This is a genomic window from Alkalihalobacillus sp. FSL W8-0930 (assembly GCA_037965595.1).
GTDB lineage: Bacteria > Bacillota > Bacilli > Bacillales > Bacillaceae_D > Alkalicoccobacillus.
On record CP150183.1, the window covers coordinates 2,444,933 to 2,464,985 of the forward strand.

Consider the following 20,053-nt stretch of genomic DNA (forward strand, 5'->3'; position numbering starts at 1 on the left):
TTTCGACACTTTTTTCTTTTTTCCTTCTAGAATCATAAAAAATGGTTTTTCGGACATACTACTAGAATCAACAACATAATGGGCTATAGCCAAGTGGATGGTAGCGAACTCAGAACCCGCTAACGTTGGTTCGAATCCAACTAGCCCAACCATAAAGACGAGCGCATCCATCATTGCACTCGTCTATTTTGATTTCTTTCTTGTTTTCGGAATCGTTTTAGACGGTTGTTTTCGTATCCATTTAATGAATCTTCGTACGGCTTCATCCTCTTGTAATTCTTTAATCGTTGACAGTCTAGCCGCAAGCTCCGCGTTGCTATATAGTACATGAATTTGTTTATGACAAGGAATACAGAGCATCGATGTTTGTAGATGAGCCCCTCCCTTTTGTCTTGGCGTTAAATGATGGACCGTCCGTTCAACTTCTTCTCGCAAACAAAGCTCACACTGACCGTTGTTCATCTTTTCACCTTCTTACATTCTCAAATGTTCACAACATTCTTCTGAAATTATTCTCCCTTTTCTCCCGTAAATTTGCTACGATTGATAGTATCTTTTTAGAGATGTAGCGATTGATGCAAAGGATGTTTTCACATGCAAACAGCATTTTATCAACATAAATTAACTACTCTATCTACACTAGACCGTAGTGAATGGCAGCGAGTATATCAAGCCGCTAAACGAGGCGAGGTGACCTGTCCTCATTGTCATGAGCCTGTGCGCATGAACATGAGCATAAAGTGCGCCCCTTTATTTGAACATCCTCGTTCATTGTTTGATTGTGAGGAACAGGTTAAGAAACTTGAACGGACTCAAACAAAAATAGAACAACCAACAACAAATCAAACGGAAACGAGTGTCGGTGGGTTTATCTTACCCAAAGGTCACTCTATCGAATCTCAATCTAAACCAGTTAATGACCTGGAATGGAAGGAGCCTGTTTCAATTCACAGCTTTCCCTCCTTTACAAAGCCTTCTTCAGTTAAAAGAAACCAGTCAAACCCTTACCGTCAATCACTTGAGGAGTCAGGTATCATCCTTGACGAGGCACAGTGGAGAGCCGTCACAAAAACGGAAGGACCATTATTACTTGTAGCTGGTGCTGGCAGCGGAAAAACGCGTGTCCTAACTAGCAGAGCGGCATATATGCTACAGCATGTCGGCATACTACCTGAACAAATGATTCTCGTTACCTTTACGGCGAAAGCAGCAAGAGAAATGAAAGAACGGATGCAAATCTATCCTGGTCTTTCAAAACAAACGCTAAGGAAATTAATGATTGGTACCTTCCATAGCATTTTCTATAAGATGCTTCTACATCATGAGCCTGATAAATGGGACAGCCGTTTTTTATTAAAGGAATGGCAACGAGTTCAGATCATTAAAGAGGCAGGTCGCAACATGGGTCTTGATGAGAAAGAATTCGCCTACGATCAAGCCCTCACTCAAATAAGCTGGTGGAAAAATCACTTACTGACACCAGAGCAGGTGAAACCAGCAGATCATTGGGAGGAACGCTGCGCCTCTTTGTATAAAACATACGAAGAAACAAGAAAAGCACGATCTACCTTTGATTTTGATGATATGTTAACAGGTTGTTACGATATGCTTACTTCCAATCAAGCTTTACTTAAACGATACCAGGAACGTTTTTCCTACGTTTCAGTTGATGAGTTCCAAGACATTAATAAAATTCAATTTAAGTTGATTCAACTATTATGTGAGCCTGATCGTAATCTTTGTGTAGTTGGAGATGATGATCAATCGATTTACGCTTTTAGAGGCAGTGATCCCGAATACCTTCGACGTTTCCCTGCTTTATATCCGGAAGGTGAGACGCTTATTCTAAATCAAAATTATCGCTCCACCCACCCAATCGTGTCACTTGCCAATAATGTTGTAAAAACAAATAAGCAACGAATGAGTAAGGAATTACAAGCTCAAGCAACTTCAGAGACGGTTCCTTTCCTCTTCTTTCCTTATGATGAAGAAGAGGAAGCAACGATGATTGTGACAGATATTAAAGAGCGCATTCATGAGGGGGCTGCCCCCTCAGATTTCGCGATTCTTTACCGGACAAACGTCCACTCCATGGCTTTGTTTGAACGGCTGATCCAGTCTAGCATTCCATTTATGATTGAGCAGGACGGCGAATCCTTCTACAAACGGAAAGTGGTCAAAAAAGCGCTGGCTTACCTTCGTATTGCCCAGCAACCAGATGATACAGAAGCAATGACAGATTTAATTGGAGCGCTGTTTTTAAAACAGGATCGATTAACAGAGATTAAGAGTCTCAGCATCATGCACGACTGCTCGTTACTTGAAGCCTTAAAGCATCTCAGTGGTTTAAAGCCGTTCCAGCTAAAAAAAATGGAGGACCTGCCCTCTCAATGTAAGGAGATTAATCAATTAACCCCTCTAGAGGCATTAAATCGGATCGAAAAGGAGCTTGGCTTTAAGGATTATCTTAAAAAGCAGGGTAGCGAAGGTAATAAGATGGATAAAGGAAGCGACGATCTTGCCAGATTAAAAGTATCTGCAAGACAACATAACTCAATTCCCTCTTTCTTGGAACATGTTGATCATATGGTTGCCAAGCAAGACGAACAACGATCGCAGCCAAATGATTCTGACGCCGTTCAACTCATGACTATCCACCGCTCAAAAGGACTGGAGTTTAAACATGTGTATATCCTTGGTGCGGTTGAGGGATCTATGCCACACGATTATGCATTGGATGCTTGGCGTGATGGCGACGATCAGCCTCTCGAAGAAGAACGCAGGCTTATGTATGTAGCCATGACGCGTGCCGAGTATGCCCTAGCTATTTCCGTTCCAATGATGTATAAGGGAAAACGCGCACAACGCTCTCGTTTTGTACGCGAGATGAGTCGACAGACAGCGCCTATTAAACGGACCGAGGTGAAATCAAGGTGAATTCAACGATTATAGACGAAACCGAGCAGTGGGTTCGCGAAAAGCTTTCTGACGATACGTCTGGGCATGACTGGTATCATATTATGCGGGTAACTGCCTTAGCTCAGTATCTATGCAAGGACACCGCTGCAGACAAAAATACAGTGGTTCTCGCAAGCCTTCTTCATGACTTAGCTGATGATAAATTGATTGAAGATGAAGAAGCAGGACGCCAAATGATTGCAGATTGGTTAAAAGATAAAAATGTAGCTAAAGAAACGATCGACCATATTCTTCTCATTATTTCTACAATGTCGTTTAAAGGCGGAACCGGTTCTCCTATGGAAACACTTGAGGGGCAAATTGTTCAAGACGCTGATCGACTTGATGCATTGGGTGCGATTGGTATTGCAAGAACCTTCACGTATTCAGGGCATAAGCAGCAACCGATGTACGATCCTCATTTGCCAACGAGAGAAAACATGACGGTCGAGGAATATCGAAAAGGTCGATCAAGCGCTATTCATCACTTTTATGAAAAGCTACTCAAGCTACCAGCTCTTATGAATACGTCAAAAGGGAAAGCATTAGCTGAAGAAAGAGCCAAGTACATGAAATCCTTTTTGCAGCAATTTTACTCGGAGTGGACATTCAAAGAATAGAAGGAAGAGCCAAAACTTGTCACGGTTTTGGCTCTTCTTATTAACGTTTTAGTTTCATCGTCATAGCAATGTTTTTTGCTAATGCTTCAAGGTATTCTAGCCCATTCTCCATTGCATCTTCAAGTGGAATGGCCCCCGGAACTAATGAGAATGCCGCATCAATCCCATGATCATGTATAACCTCATACCGATCCCCTAATTGTCCTGCAACGGCGATAACTGGCACACCTGCCTCTTTTGCAGCTTTAGCCACACCAATTGGCGTCTTGCCAAAAATCGATTGATGATCTAGGCGCCCTTCTCCCGTGATCACAAGGTCTGCTCCCACTAGGTGTGAAGAGAAGTTTGTTAATTCCAGTACAAGCGTAATACCTGAGGCTAATCGAGGATGAACAAATGCAAGTAACCCCGCTCCAAGTCCTCCGGCTGCTCCTGCACCAGGCGTATCCTGAACCGCAAGCCCTAGTTGATCTTTTACTACACGTGCGAACTGTGCAAGGCCCATTTCAAGTTGGTCACGAATGGCTTGAGTTGTAGCGCCTTTTTGTGGACCGTACACTGCCGTGGCTCCATTCTCACCAAGTAATGGATTCTCTACATCAGAGGCCACCTCAATCGATGCTTGTGCAAGTCCAGAATGAAGCCCATCCGTTTGAATGGTTGTTAATGTATGTAAGGCACCCCCGCCAAATGGAAGCTCTTGTCCGCTGTGATCCAAGAGTTTTACTCCTAAAGCTTGAGCCATTCCAGCTCCACCATCGTTTGTAGCACTCCCACCTAGACCTAAAATTATTTTTGTTGCTCCTTCATTTAACGCGTCCACCATTAATTCTCCCGTACCATAAGATGTTGTCGTGAGAGGATTTCGTTGGTTCTGCGGAACGTGATGCAATCCAGACGCAGAGGCCATCTCAATTACGGCCACCCCGGTATCTTTAGAGAGGGCATAACTCGCCTCTACAGGCGTTCCTAATGGTCCCGTTACGGTTATTTTTTTTATGTTTCCATGTAAGGCATCAGCTAGAGATTCAACAGTTCCTTCTCCCCCATCTGCCATTGGAATTTTAAGATAAGTGCAGTTCGGATAAATTTGTTTAAAGCCTTTTTCTATTGCAAGTGCAGCTTCATTTGCTGAAAAACTCTCTTTAAATGAATCTGGGGCAATGATTATTTTTTTCATTTTGTCTCCACTCCTTCCCTTAATCACTCAAAAGATAGCGCTTTACTATTACGTTATCATCATACCTAATCTATAATTCTTGTACAAGATGTATACGTTTTTCTATAAAACAAAAAGTCATTCGCCTATTTAGACGAATGACTCTTTTTCAATTAGTTATCTTTTTCTTTTTCTTCATTCCACGTATCTGCACCCTTAAGTCCAGGTATATTTTTCTGGAAGAAAACAGGATCTTTTCCTAACTTACGTTGTTCCTGATAATCTTTTATCGTTGCAAAGGCTACCTTACTAATGAGTAAGATCACAACAAGGTTAACAGCAGCCGTTATCGCCATAAAGACATCTGCCAGTTGCCAAGCTAGTTCAATTCCAATCATTGAACCAACAACAACCATTACAATTACAGCAATTCGGTACACATGAAGCCAGATTGTTCCTTCTTTAATGAACTGAATATTTGATTCTCCGTAATAATAATTTCCAAATAGAGACGTAAAGGCAAAGAAGAAAATAGAAATTGCCACAAATCCAACTGCCCAGCTCCCTAAGTGATCACTTAATGAAGCTTGCGTTAACGCAACACCATCTACTGCACCTGTTTGATAAACATCTGATAGTAAAATAGCAAACGCCGTTGCAGAACAGACAATGATGGTATCAAAGAAAACACCTAGTGATTGAACAAGACCCTGTTTAACTGGGTGAGAGACATGAGCTGCAGCTGCAGCATGCGGTACACTACCCATCCCTGCTTCATTTGAGAAGAGTCCTCGTCTAGCACCAAGTACTAGCGCTCCAATCACTGTTCCAGTCGTAGCTTCCCGTAAACCAAAGGCATCTTGAACAATTAGTAGAAATACGGAAGGAATCTGAGTATAGTTTAAGATCATAACAAAAAGGACAACACCAATATAAAAGATCGCCATAACCGGCACAACGATTGATGAAATCTTAGAAATTCGTTGTACTCCACCATAAATAATTAACCCAGTTACTGCAGCAACAATGATACCTACAAACAATTTATTAAAATTAAAGGCTTCATCTAGCGCATTGGCAAGAGTATTCGCTTGTAATGAGTTGAAAATTAATCCAAATGTTATGGAGATCAATACTGCAAAAAAGACAGCGAGTCCTCTTTTACCTAAGGCCGTTTGAATATAATAAGAAGGGCCCCCTCTGAACTGATTTCCATCCTTCACTTTATACACCTGAGCTAATAAACTTTCAATGAACCCGGTAGCCATCCCAATAACCGCGACGACCCACATCCAAAAAATCGCCCCAGGACCTCCTGTTGCAATTGCAAGAGCCACACCTGCAATATTTGCCGAGCCGACTCGTGAAGCAGCACTTATACAAAAGGCTTGAAAGGCAGAGACTTCATCTTTGTTTGACGTTTTATCTCCAAGCACTCTAAACATTTCAGGAAACATTCTAATTTGAACAAAGTTTGTTCGGATCGTAAAATAAAGTCCTACTCCAACAAGCAAAATGATTAGGATGTATGTATATACAAAATCATTTAAATCTCCTATTAATTTGATTAAGCTGTCCATCTTTTGCTCCTCCTTTAAACTGAATTTTTATCATACCCTTAATACGTCATACAAGCAATCTATGTAAAAATTAACCATAAAAAAAGAGAACGATGATCGTTCTCTTAGATAGTACCCAATCCCTAATCGTTTGAATCTTGTTTTGTTAATCCAAGCTCATTTTCAAGGAGTTTTTTATTTGCTAAAATTGTTGCATCCTTTGGTCGATAGCCACGAGCGAGTTCATTCTTTTCATAAGACTTTTGTTTATCTCCTGTTCGATAATAACAAACACATAGTTGAAGGTTTGGATACCATGTTGAATACGCCGGGTAACTAAAACTCCATTGATCTGGGTCCGGTTTTAATTTCGCAGCCACTTCGTACCAATAGATGGCATCTAGATAAAACGCTCTTGTCTGATAGTTGTACCCTATTCGTGAACAGGCTTCGGGCCTAGGTGTTCTAGTGTAAAGAAATGAATCAAATAATGCTTTAAGTTCTTCATCAACTTGATTTAATGCCCGGTAGCAATCTGCTTTCCCAATGCAGGCATGGAACGTATCTTCAATCCATCCGTCACCTTTCTTAATGTGGAGATTGTATTGCTCAATAGCCTTTTCACATTTTCCTTTCTCTCTTAATTCATTTCCATAATAAAAGTAATCTCTTGCAGAAAATTCTTCGCCGGCCTCTTCTTTCTGTTGGAAAATAGAATAAATTACTCCTAAATTACTGCTTACCTTTTCAGGGGTAAATTCTTTTTTGTGTGTAATGGAAATGTCGGAATTAATGATGTTACCAAACACGTTTAAGTACTCGTGAGCATCTCCTCCCCAGAGGAAATTCTTCGATCTTTTTACTAGCCGATTCCTGCGGTACCTAAGAGCCACATTGCCCTCGTCATCAACGCCATTATCATAATACATGGATACGGAATCAACAGAGGGATCCAACGTTTCTTTAAGTTTAAGTAATTTCTCTTGATCTTCTTTGAGCAAGACATCATCCGCATCTAAGTAAAGAATGTACTCTTTCGTTGCATGCTTAAATGCTTCATTTCTAGCTGCTGCATAGCTATCAGTCCATTTGTAGAAAAAAACTCGATCGGTGTAGGTTCGCGCCAATTCTTCCGTCCCATCTGTAGAACCTGTGTCCAGAATATTAATCTCATCAACAATATGCTTCACCGTATCAAGGCAACGTCCAAGTAATTTTTCTTCGTTCTTTACAATCATACATAAGCTGATCGTAATCATTTAGGCTCACTCCTAACTTTTATCTTCCTACTATCTGTATACTATGAACAAAGCGTAAGTACGTGAAAAAAACAGCCACTTGAAAAAGTAGCTGTTTCAAATTTATTAAGATAGACGAACGATATTTAAGCTTGCTCCAACACCAGGTTGGAGGGTAGCTGCTCCAAGTAAACTATATAACTGAAGGGTAATTGTTGCTCCAGCAGGGACCTCTTGAATAAATTGGGCAGTGAAGAGATTTGTTGATATACCTGGTGCTACAACTGATCGATCTACTTGGGCACCATTTAGTAAGATCCTTGAGTTGAGAAGTAAACCAAGTGTTGTTTTGACGTTGTATCCAATTTGGTACGTTCCTGCTTGGGTAACCGTAAAAACTGTACCAGCTGCATTTGATGTTATACCTGATAGAAGCTGTAAGTTTGGTAAAGGTACAGGTGTTCCTAATAAAACGACCGTAATAGCTGTGCCTTGCGTGTTTCCAGCATAGCCAAAAGTCGAGGTTACACTTGGGCCGGTTGCTCCGGTTGGTCCTGTTGCCCCGGTTACTCCTGTAACTCCGGTTGGCCCGGTTACTCCGGTGGCTCCGGTTGGCCCGGTTGGCCCCGTTACTCCGGTGGCTCCGGTTGGCCCGGTTGGCCCCGTTACTCCGGTGGCTCCGGTTGGCCCGGTTACTCCTGTCGCTCCTGTTACTCCCGTGGCTCCCGTTGCCCCCGTGACTCCCGTGGCTCCAGTGGCTCCGGTTGACCCGGTTGGCCCTGTGGCTCCTGTCGGCCCCGTGACCCCTGTTGCTCCGGTTAGCCCTGTTGGCCCTGTTACTCCGGTGGCTCCAGTAGATCCTGTTGCCCCGGTTACTCCCGTGGCCCCTGTTGCTCCGGTGGTTCCCGTCGGCCCAGTTGCTCCGGTGGTTCCCGTTGCTCCAGTAGTTCCCGTTGCCCCGGTGGCTCCAGTTGGCCCTGTTGGCCCGGTTACTCCTGTCGCTCCCGTTACTCCCGTGGCTCCGGTTGGTCCCGTGGCTCCCGTGGCTCCGGTTGGCCCTGTGGCTCCGGTGGTTCCCGTCGGCCCAATTGCTCCCGTGGCTCCTGTTACTCCCGTGGCTCCCGTTGCCCCCGTGACTCCCGTGGCTCCCGTTGACCCGGTTGGCCCTGTGGCTCCTGTCGGCCCAGTTGCTCCGGTTGGCCCTGTGGCTCCCGTTGGCCCGGTTGGCCCGGTTACTCCTGTCGCTCCAGTTGCTCCGGTTGCTCCCGTTGCCCCCGTGACTCCCGTGGCTCCAGTTGCTCCGGTTGGTCCAGTAGATCCTGTTGCCCCGGTTGCTCCGGTTGGCCCGGTTGGCCCTGTGGCTCCGGTGGTTCCGGTGGCTCCGGTGGTTCCCGTCGGCCCAGTTGCTCCCGTGGCTCCGGTTGGCCCCATGGCTCCGGTGGTTCCGGTGGTTCCCGTCGGCCCAGTTGCTCCCGTGCCTCCCGTTGACCCGGTTACTCCTGTTACTCCAGTTGCTCCCGTTGACCCGGTTACTCCTGTAACTCCTGTTGCTCCGGTTGGCCCTGTTACTCCGGTGGCTCCAGTTGGCCCGGTTGGCCCTGTTACTCCCGTGGCTCCAGTTGGCCCGGTTGGCCCCGTCGCTCCTGTTACTCCCGTCGCTCCTGTTACTCCCGTTGCTCCTGTTGCTCCGGTTGGCCCCGTGGCTCCTGTCGCTCCCGTTGCTCCGGTGGCTCCGGTTGGCCCCGTGGCTCCTGTTGCTCCTGTTGCTCCGGTTACTCCTGTCGCTCCCGTTGCCCCGGTCGGCCCGGTTGCTCCTGTTGGTCCAGTTACTCCAGTGGCTCCGGTCGGTCCCGTTGCTCCCGTGGCTCCTGTTGGCCCCGTTGCCCCGGTGGCTCCGGTCGGTCCCGTTGCTCCCGTGGCTCCCGTCGGCCCGGTTACTCCAGTGGCTCCTGTTACTCCCGTGGCTCCGGTGGCTCCCGTTGCTCCTGTCGCTCCGGTTGACCCTGTTGCTCCTGTTGGTCCAGTCGCTCCCGTTGCTCCTGTCGCTCCCGTTACCCCAGTGGCCCCGGTGGCTCCCGTTGCTCCTGTTGGTCCAGTTACTCCAGTAGCTCCCGTCGGTCCCGTGGCTCCCGTGGCCCCTGTTACCCCGGTTGCCCCGGTTACTCCGGTCGCTCCGGTTAGCCCGGTTGCTCCTGTTACCCCGGTGGCTCCCGTTGGACCTGTGACTCCCGTCGCTCCGGTTGGACCTGTCGCTCCTGTTGCTCCCGTTGCTCCTGTCGCTCCGGTTGGCCCGGTTGCTCCTGTTACTCCCGTGGCCCCGATTGCTCCTGTTACTCCCGTGGCCCCGATTGCTCCTGTTACTCCCGTGGCCCCGATTGCTCCTGTTACTCCTGTCGCTCCGGTTGACCCTGTGGCTCCGGTTGGACCTGTGGCTCCTGTCGCTCCGGTTGGACCTGTGACTCCCGTCGCTCCGGTTGGGCCCGTTACTCCGACTGGCCCGGTCGCTCCTGCTGCTCCCGTTGGGCCTGTTACTCCTGTCACTCCGGTGGCTCCCGTGACCCCTGTTGCTCCGGTTGGACCTGTGGCTCCTGTCGCTCCGGTTGGCCCGGTTGCTCCGGTTGGTCCTGTTGCCCCGGTTACTCCTGTAACTCCGGTTGGCCCGGTTACTCCGGTGGCTCCGGTTGGCCCGGTTGGCCCCGTTACTCCGGTGGCTCCGGTTGGCCCGGTTGGCCCCGTTACTCCGGTGGCTCCGGTTGGCCCGGTTACTCCTGTCGCTCCTGTTACTCCCGTGGCTCCCGTTGCCCCCGTGACTCCCGTGGCTCCAGTGGCTCCGGTTGACCCGGTTGGCCCTGTGGCTCCTGTCGCTCCGGTTGGACCTGTGACTCCCGTCGCTCCGGTTGGGCCCGTTACTCCGACTGGCCCGGTCGCTCCTGCTGCTCCCGTTGGGCCTGTTACTCCTGTCACTCCGGTGGCTCCCGTGACCCCTGTTGCTCCGGTTAGCCCTGTTGGCCCGGTTACTCCGGTGGCTCCAGTAGATCCTGTTGACCCGGTTACTCCCGTGGCCCCGGTTGGCCCTGTGGCTCCGGTTAGCCCTGTTGGCCCGGTTACTCCTGTCGCTCCCGTGGCCCCCGTGACTCCCGTGGCTCCCGTGGCTCCAGTTGTTCCTGTGGCTCCCGTCGCTCCGGTGGCTCCCGTGACCCCTGTTGCTCCAGTTGGCCCTGTTGGCCCGGTTACTCCTGTCGCTCCGGTGGCTCCAGTTGTTCCCGTTGCCCCGGTGGCTCCCGTCGCTCCGGTTGCTCCCGTTGCTCCAGTTGGCCCTGTTACTCCTATCGGCCCCGTGACCCCTGTTGCTCCGGTTACTCCCGTCGCTCCTGTTGTTCCGGTGGCTCCCGTGACCCCTGTTGCTCCAGTTGGCCCTGTTGGCCCGGTTACTCCCGTCGCTCCCGTGACCCCTGTTGCTCCAGTTGACCCGGTTGGCCCGGTTGGCCCGGTTACTCCAGTCGCTCCCGTTACTCCCGTGGCTCCGGTTGTTCCCGTGGCTCCTGTCGCTCCCGTCGGCCCAGTTGTTCCCGTGGCTCCCGTTGGTCCAGTCACTCCGGTGGCTCCCGTGGCTCCCGTGGCTCCGGTTGGCCCTGTTACTCCGGTGGCTCCTGTCGGCCCCGTGACCCCTGTTGCTCCGGTGGCTCCCGTTGCTCCTGTCGATCCGGTTGGCCCTGTCGCTCCAGTTGTTCCCGTTGCTCCTGTTACTCCGGTGGCTCCCGTCGCTCCGATGGCTCCCGTGACCCCGGTTACTCCCGTTGCTCCTGTCGCTCCGGTTGACCCGGTTGGTCCTGTTGCCCCGGTTACTCCTGTTACTCCTGTCGCTCCAGTTGGCCCTGTTACTCCGGTGGCTCCCGTGGCTCCCGTTGGCCCTGTTACTCCTGTCGGCCCCGTGACCCCTGTTGCTCCGGTGGCTCCGGTTACTCCCGTGGCTCCTGTTGCTCCAGTTGCTCCCGTGGCTCCGGTTGGCCCTGTTACTCCCGTTACTCCGGTTGGTCCGGTCGCTCCCGTTACTCCGGTTGCCCCTGTTGCTCCCGTTACTCCTATGGCTCCTGTTACTCCTGTTACTCCTGTTGGCCCTGTTGCTCCCGTTGGTCCAGTCACTCCGGTCGCTCCTGTTGCTCCCGTCGCTCCCGTTGGCCCCGGTGGTCCCGGCGGTCCAGTTGGCGGCGGTGGACCTTCAAGTACAAGCAACCCGACATCATCTATGAGCATGTCTGAACCTCCAACCTGTGGAAGTGAGTTAAGAAGCACCATTGCTTGTGTAGCGTTTAAAGGCACAGTAAAAGTTGTTTGACTTATCTCTAACCAAGTGTTTGTTGAGATTCCTGGTATATTTTGAGGCGGTATACTAATAATTAGACCATAATTAATAAAATTAAAATTATCATCGTAGTAGTTAACAGATATCGTTATAGGAGCCGCTACATCGACGTCTGATACTTTTGAAATGGATGTATAGAATTGGAATGTCTCTCCTGGTGAAACATCAACTATTTGATAGATAAATGCGTTGTTAAATGTATCATTTAGAAGAAGACTATAAAATCCTGAATGACTATACAATGAGGTTATCTCTGCATTAAGAGGAACCCATGGACTGATTGATCCTGTTTCAAATCCTCCGTTTATGATTTTGTTAACCATTTTCACTCCTCCTTTAACGCAATATAATCTATAAATATTCAGTCTTTGATCTATTTGTTTGAGCCTTAACCTACCATTAGTTTTTATTTTCCAACAAAAAAAAGCCCACAAGAATGGGCTCAACATTTATAAACTAGTCTACTCTAATGACTACAAGTGAAGCACCTACTCCAGCTTGTAATGTAGCAGCAGCAACAACTCCAAATAATTGTATCCCAATTGTCGTCCCTGCAGTTAACGTAGTGATAACATCGGCTTCATAGCTACTTAATGTTAAAACTGGAGAAATAACCGTTCCAGGAATTGGCGCTCCACCCGCTACCGCTTGAGCACCTGCTAATAATCCAGCTGTCAAATTTATACGATATGTGATGTAGTATCTTCCGGTTACGGGTACTGTAAATAAAGTAGACGTTCCGTTTGCTACAAATCCATCTAAACTTTGAGCACCTGCTAATGGAACTGCTGTACCTCCAAGAATAACAGCTAAAAGTCCTCCAGCCGTGTTCACTGCTGACATACTATTTGCAGTGACAGAGGTGCCGGTTGGACCAGTGGCTCCTGTTACTCCGGTTGCTCCCGTTACCCCGGTTGCTCCCGTTACCCCGGTTGCTCCCGTTGCTCCGGTTACTCCAGTGGCTCCCGTTACTCCGGTTGCTCCGGTCGCTCCCGTTGGTCCGGTTGCTCCGGTTGCTCCTGTTACTCCGGTTGCTCCCGTTACTCCGGTTGCTCCGGTTGCTCCGGTTGCTCCGGTTGCTCCGGTCGCTCCCGTTGCTCCGGTTACTCCTGTCGCTCCGGTTGCTCCTGTTACTCCGGTTGCTCCGGTCGCTCCCGTTACCCCGGTTGGTCCAGTTGCTCCTGTTACTCCAGTGGCTCCCGTTACTCCGGTCGCTCCGGTTGCTCCGGTTACTCCCGTTGCTCCGGTTGCTCCTGTTACTCCGGTTGCTCCCGTTACTCCGGTTGCTCCGGTTGCTCCTGTTGCTCCGGTCGCTCCCGTTGCTCCGGTTACTCCTGTCGCTCCGGTTGCTCCTGTTACTCCAGTGGCTCCCGTTACTCCGGTCGCTCCGGTTGCTCCTGTTACTCCCGTCGCTCCGGTTGCTCCTGTTACTCCGGTTGCTCCGGTTACTCCCGTTGCTCCGGTTGCTCCGGTCTCTCCAGTGGCTCCCGTTACTCCTGTCGCTCCCGTTGCTCCGGTTACTCCGGTTGCTCCGGTTGGTCCCGTTACTCCTGTCGCTCCCGTTGCTCCCGTCTCTCCTGTTGGGCCTGTTACTCCGGTTGGTCCCGTCTCTCCTGTTGGGCCGGTTGCCCCAGTTTCACCTGTTGGTCCGGTTGGTCCAGTTGCTCCCGTTGGGCCGGTTGCTCCGGTCTCTCCTGTTGGTCCTGTTACTCCCGTCGCTCCCGTTGGGCCGGTTGCCCCAGTTTCACCTGTTGGTCCAGTTACTCCTGCTCCAGTTCCTGCTGGTCCTGTTGCTCCCGTAGCCCCGGTTGGTCCAGTTGCTCCGATCTCTCCTGTTGGGCCAGTTACTCCCGTCGCTCCCGTTGGTCCGGTTGCCCCAGTTTCACCTGTTGGTCCTGTTACTCCCGTCGCTCCCGTTGGACCTGTGGCTCCAGTTGCTCCAGTTTCACCTGTTGGTCCGGTTACTCCTGTCGCCCCCGTTGGACCCGTGGCTCCGATCTCTCCTGTTGGTCCTGTTACTCCCGTCGCTCCCGTTGGTCCTGTTGCCCCAGTTTCACCTGTTGGTCCGGTTACTCCTGTCGCCCCCGTTGGACCCGTGGCTCCGGTCTCTCCTGTTGGTCCCGTTACTCCCGTCGCTCCCGTTGGACCTGTGGCTCCAGTTTCACCTGTTGGTCCAGTTACTCCTGTCGCCCCCGTTGGACCCGTGGCTCCGGTTTCTCCTGTTGGTCCAGTCGCTCCAGTTGCTCCGGTTGGACCAGGAGGACCGCTCGGTACAAAAAGAGCTCCTATCGTGATCATTGAAACATCATCTATTACAATATCTGCTGTTCCTACTGAAGCGGCAACTGATATTGTAACTGATGCAAAAACGGTACCTACAGGTGCAGCTTCTGTTGTTTCATAGACTGTTAACCACGTTGCAGCAGTTGCCTCTGGTACTCTATCTGAGAGAACATTAATCAGTAATCCTGATCCTAAAAGGACAAAGCTTGCATCATAATAATCAACTGTGATAGTGACTAAAGGAGAAGGTAGCACACTTGTTTTAGCAAGCGATGCTAGCACTTCAAAGCTCTCTCCTTCATTCACGGGAATGGTTTGTGATAAGGTTGACCCTGTTAATGCAGGTAATTGAACTGCATAGATTCCAGTGTGACTAAATGCCGTTGTTAAAAGGCCATTAATACTAGTCCATGGAGTCAAGGCACCTGTTTCAAACCCACTATTTTCAATTCGATTGATAACCATATTTCCCCTCCTTTGCAACGAATGCTTCATTATAAGAAGCTGTATTATTCTATGAGTTCAGAAATGGATGGACAGCACATTCGCCTAGTATTTAAATAGTTTTCGATCTTATTAAGAGTGTTGGATTACCAAACTGATTTCTAACGAGTAATCAATTAAGTCCTCTCCCTTACTTTTTGAGCTTGATAGAAAGTCCTTTTTCAAGTAAAGTGGTTGCTCCTCTAGTAAATCTCTACCTCGACCTCCATCTGAAAAACTTCCTCGGACTCCTTTATCATTAATCCAGTACTTGAACCCTTTAAGTATAGAGGCTAAGATCTTTTGCTCATTTTTCTCTATAAACCTACTAGCAGAAACGGATAAAGGAGCTACAATCTGATGACCCAACTCAAGTAATTTCAAATGACTTTCCCCTAACGATTGAAGGGAAGAACGATTAAAATCAGAAAAAACGGATCGTTTTAATACAAATGGAGGAATAAGAAGTGATGAATTAGGAAGCTTATGGCAGCCAGCCGTTACATTTAATAATGTATTCCCTATATGGACGAGCGTCATTTTTTCAATGGAGCTCTGTGTACTGGATTGATCATTTATACAAACATCAACACCTGGTTTATCAACCTCATCAAAAAATTGTTGAATTTCGTCTCTTGTTATAGGAATCTCTGCCGAATGAAACAGCAATCGGTTTCCTTGAGCAAGCTGACTCCCAATATAGAAGGCTGTATCTAGCGAACATGTCTGGTCAACTGTGATAAAGGGTATCGATTGATGGGCAAAAAAATCAATGGCAACAGGATGAGTTGAAGTTACAATAGGTACCCACTCAATCTGTGGAGATTTGAGCAGCTCCTGAACATCTAATAATTCAGCCCCTTCTGACACATAGAAAATAACACTCCTGTCTCTCGCTTTAGACAAGGCCTGCCACTTTAAACGATCTGAATAAAGTAGATGAACCCCCTCTAATGGCTTTGGATAATGTAGTGTTGGTCCGTACATATCGAATAAATAATCAAGCGCTTCTAAGAAATCACCATGCATACGTTGCATCGCTTCACCAATCACTTCCCCTGGCTTAGGCAAATGGTTTATTCGCATTTTGTTCATTCTTAGTACATCAATTGTATGAGAAACCGATACTTCAAGCTGTTTATCAACAGCGATGGTATTTGCTAACACAGGATTCGACAATTCACTACGTCCAACCATCTCAAGCCCCTTAAGACTGAAGGCATGTGGAATCGTTAAGATGTTCTCTGCACGCAAATCTCTTCTCTCTTGTATGGCATTTAGAAAGAATCTAGATTGAGAGATAATGTCCGCCCTCTCCACTTTCGTAATCCAATCAATTGAATTGATTGCCATATCAACTCCATTTTCTACGTCTTGAATAAATGGCAAATAATCCTCTGCTTTAATCACAATATCTGCATCCGTAAATAAATAAATGTCTGCTTTCGCATTAAGCGCACCTATTGCTCGCCCTACATCATTCCCAAGCGGTTGAGTAAAATTTAGCACCTTTGCGCCATGTGACTCTGCAATATGTGCCGTTTGATCCTTTGAGCCGTTCACTACAACGATGATTTGATCAGGCTGTAGACGCTTAAGCTCTGCTAGTACACCAGGCAGCGTATCAGCCTCGTCCATTGCAGGAACAATCACGTGTAGCTTGTAATCAAGGTTTCGTTTGACAATGCCTGTGGAAACCGGTAAAGGTGATTGCCCATTCAACTTTCTTAAATAATCTTCTTTATTCGTAATCACGCGATAAGAAAAACTATTCCTCATAGGACGCTCCCCCTTTTTGAGATTGATCTGCATGTTCCAAATCATTTGGACATATACACTATATAAACAACATTAATGAGGTGATTCGTATGGATAACAAGCAGACTTCCTTTCGAACAAAACTAACACCTGTTCAGTTACAGCAGCGTCTGATTTACACTCAATCTGAGCTAAAAAAATATAAGGCACAAGTTGAAAAATACCAAAATGATTATTATTACAACATGATTGATGAACTAAAAGAAAAGGAACAAGCTTGGATCTTAGAAAAGGATGAGCTTCAGCAAAACCTCTCAACTGCAAACGAAACCATCCAACTTCTTCAAGACGAGCTCACTACGTTGAAAGCACAAGAAAAGGCAGATCAAACATCTGCCCCAAAAGGTCAAAAAGAAATACCGATGCCTACTCAAAATACCCTGGACCCAGATACTACACGGGCAAAGGAAGATCCAAAGGAAATCACTCCTTATCAAGATGAAACACCGATATCAGCATCCAAAAACCAGGATTGGTTTTTACGATCCGTGAAAGGGTCTAAGAAAAATTAGTTTTCTGATACGAATTAACGAGTGATTGAATGCCTTCAATCAAATCTGTTTCAGGAACATAGTCTAAGAGATTTTTAGCCTTCTCTATACACGGAATTCTTTTTCTCATATCCTCAAAGCCTTTTCCGTAAGCTTCTTCATATGAAATTTGTTTGACTGGAGAACTTGATTGAGTGCACCTTTTTACAATCTCAGCGAGTTCTGAAATCGTGGTGCCTTGATTTGTACCAATATTAATAATTTGTTGATCGGTCTTTTTTTCTAATACCAAGGCTGTTGCTTTTGCAGTATCTTTCACAAATGTAAAGCACCGGCTTTGGGTTCCATCTCCAAAAAGAGTAATCTCTCTGTTCTCAAGCGCCGCCTTCACAAAAATAGGAACCACTCCACCATAGATTGAATCGTTTGCTCTTGGACCATATGCATTAAAATATCTAAGAATGGTCACTGAGAGGCCTTCTTTTCCGTAGGCAAGACAGAGATGTTCCTCCATTGACTTGGCTGTTGAATAGCACCATCTGTGAACATTCGTTGAGCCAAGCAGGCGGTCGCCATCCTCTTTATATGGAAGATTCTCGCTCTTCCCATAGACCTCTGAGCTCGATGCAAAGACTACCCTTTTTTGATAACGGGCGGCACTTTCCAAGACCGACGATGTACCTGTTAGATTTTCTTTAATCACTTTTAAAGGAGAATCGACACAGTGCTTTACACCAAGCACAGCAGCCAAATGGAATACGACGTCATGCTTTTTTATGAGTGGATCTACGGTAGGAACATGACTACAATCCCCTTCAATTAATCGGAACTTGGGATTTTCACGTAAATGGGCGACATTTGATTGATTTCCATTTGAGAAATTATCTAGAGCTGTGACCATATGCCCCAACTCCAACAGCTCTTCACAAAGGTGGGAACCAATAAATCCCGCTCCACCCGTAACCAGAAGATTCACACTCTCACCTCATTTATAATCGTATTACATGATCATAGGTTCCTTTTATACAATTTCTCGTATCAAACAATAAGGAGACTCCTTTTATCAAAGCAGAATAATCAATTTGGCTATGATCTGTTAAGATAATGGCCGCATCATAAGAGGATAACTTTTTTTGATCAAAGGAAGTGCCATGATATGTTTTTCCTTGTAACGTAATGTTCTGTACAAACGGATCATAATATTCAACGTTCCAGCCACGTTTGATTAATTCCTCCATAACCGGAAGTGATACAGATTCCCTCACATCGTTAACATCTTTCTTGTACGTTAATCCGACTAATAAAACGCTTGGATTTTTCTTACCTGAGCCAAGTGCCTTTTCTAATCGATCGACCACATACATTGGCTGCTTGTCATTAACTTTTTTAGCTAAGTCAATAAATGGTGTATGAAGCTTTTGTTCATTTGCTTTCCACTTTAAGTAAAGAGGATCAACCGGAATACAGTGTCCACCAATTCCCGGTCCTGGATAATAAGGGGTAAATCCGTATGGCTTAGTACTTGCCGCTTCAATTACTTGCCATATATCAATATGGAGTTCATGACAAATTTGACTCATTTCATTTATGAATGAAATGTTTATTAGTCGCTGAGTATTTTCTAGGATTTTTGTCATTTCTGCCACACGAGTATTTTCTACAGGAACAAGAGATGTAAATGCCTTCCCGTAAATGGCTTGAACCTCATGTAGACATGCTGTTGTTACACCACTTACTACTTTCGGGATATCTTCCAAATCATAATCTAGATTCCCTGGATCAATTCGTTCAGGAGAGTACCCTAGAAAAAGATCAACTCCTACCTTTAGCCCACTTTTTTCTAGCAGCGGAACAAGTACTTCTTCAGTTGTTCCTGGAAAAGTGGAGCTTTCAAGCACAACAAGATGACCAGGACGAAGATATGGAAGCATGGCTTTCGCTGCAGATTCTAGATAACTTAAATCAGGATCTTGATGATTTCTAAGTGGGGTTGGTACGCATAAAATAATGGCATGTGCTGTCTCCATTTTTTTAAAGTCAGGTGAAAAACGGAATTGCTTTGAAGCTGTTAACTTTTGCATGTCTTCATTTGAGTAGTCAGATAAATAGGATATGCCTTTCTCTAAGCAGTCCATTTTTCTAACGTCGATATCAATTCCAATTACATCATATCCACTTTTATGAAATAATGTCGCCAATGGTAATCCTACGTACCCGAGACCAATGACAGCAATTTGAGTCGTCATTCGTGCAGCCCTTCTTTCAAATGGTTAGATTATCAGTCTAACTATTGATATGTGGCTGTTTATTGATTCGTTAAAGCCAATATCCATATTCATCAGACGAAAGAGCAAAATAATGAACTAGCCCATCTAAAAGTGATCGTCAACTCCTGACTCTTGCCGGATTCCCTACTGTGACCGCTTTTTCTGGAACATCCTTTGTGACAACAGCTCCAGCACCGACAACCGCATGCTCACCTATCACAATGGCAGGTAAAAGTGTAGCATGATTCCCAATTTTGGCATGTGCCTTAATGTGCGGACCTGTATGCGTTCCCTTACCACTTGCCATATATTTGTCATTCGACATAGAACAACACGGACCAATAAACACGTGATCTTCAATAATCGTATCTGCTGTCACATAACATCCGGTTTGAATGGTGACATTTTTTCCAATTCGAGTATTCGGTTCAATCATGGCATGTCGGCCGATGATTGTATTTCGATCAATAAAGATCTGTTCACGAATGCTAACATGATCTCCGATAAATACTCCTTCCGCTAAGGAAAGCCCTCTGTACAAAGTGACATGACTCCCGATTACCACTTCATTATCAATTGCAAGTGGTGGTAATTCGGCAGCTGGTTTTCTGGCCATCTTTTTGTTTGAACCAGGACGTTTCCCTAAGACGACGTGATCACCAATTTCAACATCATTGCCTATGACTGTCCCTTCTTTAATAACAGCATGTGCTCCAATGGTGACTCGATCACCAATACGAACACCCATTTCAATGACAGCATATTCGCCTACTTCAACATTCGTTCCTAAAATCACACTTGAATGGATGCTCAT

General features: G+C 46.7%; 13 protein-coding genes and 1 tRNA gene. 4 read left to right on the top strand and 10 right to left on the bottom strand.

Translation table 11 applies throughout. The annotated features are described in order from the left end of the window. Positions 1–79 precede the first annotated feature (79 nt). A tRNA-Leu gene (locus NSQ54_13110) sits at positions 80–152 on the top strand. A 31-nt stretch (positions 153–183) separates the two neighbouring features. Here the strand turns inward: NSQ54_13110 and NSQ54_13115 are convergent. After that, positions 184–462: an HNH endonuclease gene (locus NSQ54_13115; GenBank protein WYP25254.1), complete on the bottom strand. Its 279-nt coding sequence runs from the start codon at positions 460–462 to the stop codon at positions 184–186. Between the two features lie 132 nt (positions 463–594). On the opposite strand from NSQ54_13115, the gene NSQ54_13120 reads away from it, so the two are divergent. Both NSQ54_13120 and NSQ54_13125 read left to right on the top strand, forming a co-directional pair. Continuing rightward, complete coding sequence (locus NSQ54_13120; GenBank protein WYP25255.1) at positions 595–2,937, top strand: ATP-dependent helicase; 2,343 nt, start codon at positions 595–597, stop codon at positions 2,935–2,937. Continuing rightward, positions 2,934–3,578 (top strand): HD domain-containing protein, encoded by a 645-nt coding sequence (locus NSQ54_13125; GenBank protein WYP25256.1) that lies wholly within the window; start codon positions 2,934–2,936, stop codon positions 3,576–3,578. The genes NSQ54_13120 and NSQ54_13125 overlap by 4 nt, the downstream gene beginning before the upstream one ends. Positions 3,579–3,618: 40 nt before the next feature. Here the strand turns inward: NSQ54_13125 and NSQ54_13130 are convergent, their stop codons facing one another. The 6 genes from NSQ54_13130 to NSQ54_13155 form a co-directional block, all read right to left on the bottom strand. After that, entirely contained in the window at positions 3,619–4,758 is a 1,140-nt protein-coding gene (locus NSQ54_13130; protein WYP25257.1) for a glycerate kinase, read from the bottom strand. Positions 4,759–4,910: 152 nt separating this feature from the next. Further along, complete coding sequence (locus NSQ54_13135) at positions 4,911–6,317, bottom strand: sodium:alanine symporter family protein (GenBank protein ID WYP25258.1); 1,407 nt, start codon at positions 6,315–6,317, stop codon at positions 4,911–4,913. 122 nt (positions 6,318–6,439) lie between these two features. Next, positions 6,440–7,555, bottom strand: coding sequence for a glycosyltransferase family 2 protein (locus NSQ54_13140; GenBank protein WYP25259.1), 1,116 nt, complete (start codon positions 7,553–7,555; stop codon positions 6,440–6,442). 105 nt (positions 7,556–7,660) lie between these two features. Next, positions 7,661–12,220, bottom strand: coding sequence for an NTTRR-F1 domain (locus NSQ54_13145; protein WYP25260.1), 4,560 nt, complete (start codon positions 12,218–12,220; stop codon positions 7,661–7,663). A gap of 133 nt (positions 12,221–12,353) precedes the next feature. Beyond that, complete coding sequence (locus NSQ54_13150) at positions 12,354–14,645, bottom strand: NTTRR-F1 domain (protein WYP25261.1); 2,292 nt, start codon at positions 14,643–14,645, stop codon at positions 12,354–12,356. Positions 14,646–14,756: 111 nt separating this feature from the next. Continuing rightward, complete coding sequence (locus tag NSQ54_13155; protein WYP25262.1) at positions 14,757–16,442, bottom strand: glycosyltransferase family 2 protein; 1,686 nt, start codon at positions 16,440–16,442, stop codon at positions 14,757–14,759. 89 nt (positions 16,443–16,531) lie between these two features. Here NSQ54_13155 and NSQ54_13160 point away from each other — a divergent pair, with 89 nt between their 5' ends. After that, positions 16,532–16,993 carry a hypothetical protein gene (locus NSQ54_13160; protein ID WYP25263.1) on the top strand — a complete coding sequence of 154 codons (462 nt, stop codon included), beginning with the start codon at positions 16,532–16,534 and terminating at the stop codon, positions 16,991–16,993. Here the strand turns inward: NSQ54_13160 and NSQ54_13165 are convergent. The 3 genes from NSQ54_13165 to NSQ54_13175 form a co-directional block, all read right to left on the bottom strand. Further along, positions 16,980–17,948, bottom strand: coding sequence for an NAD-dependent epimerase/dehydratase family protein (locus NSQ54_13165; protein WYP25264.1), 969 nt, complete (start codon positions 17,946–17,948; stop codon positions 16,980–16,982). The two genes, NSQ54_13160 and NSQ54_13165, sit on opposite strands and share 14 nt — an antisense overlap. A 13-nt stretch (positions 17,949–17,961) precedes the next feature. Further along, positions 17,962–19,218, bottom strand: coding sequence for a nucleotide sugar dehydrogenase (locus NSQ54_13170; GenBank protein ID WYP25265.1), 1,257 nt, complete (start codon positions 19,216–19,218; stop codon positions 17,962–17,964). A gap of 139 nt (positions 19,219–19,357) precedes the next feature. After that, positions 19,358–20,053 carry a DapH/DapD/GlmU-related protein gene (locus NSQ54_13175; GenBank protein ID WYP25266.1) on the bottom strand — a complete coding sequence of 232 codons (696 nt, stop codon included), beginning with the start codon at positions 20,051–20,053 and terminating at the stop codon, positions 19,358–19,360.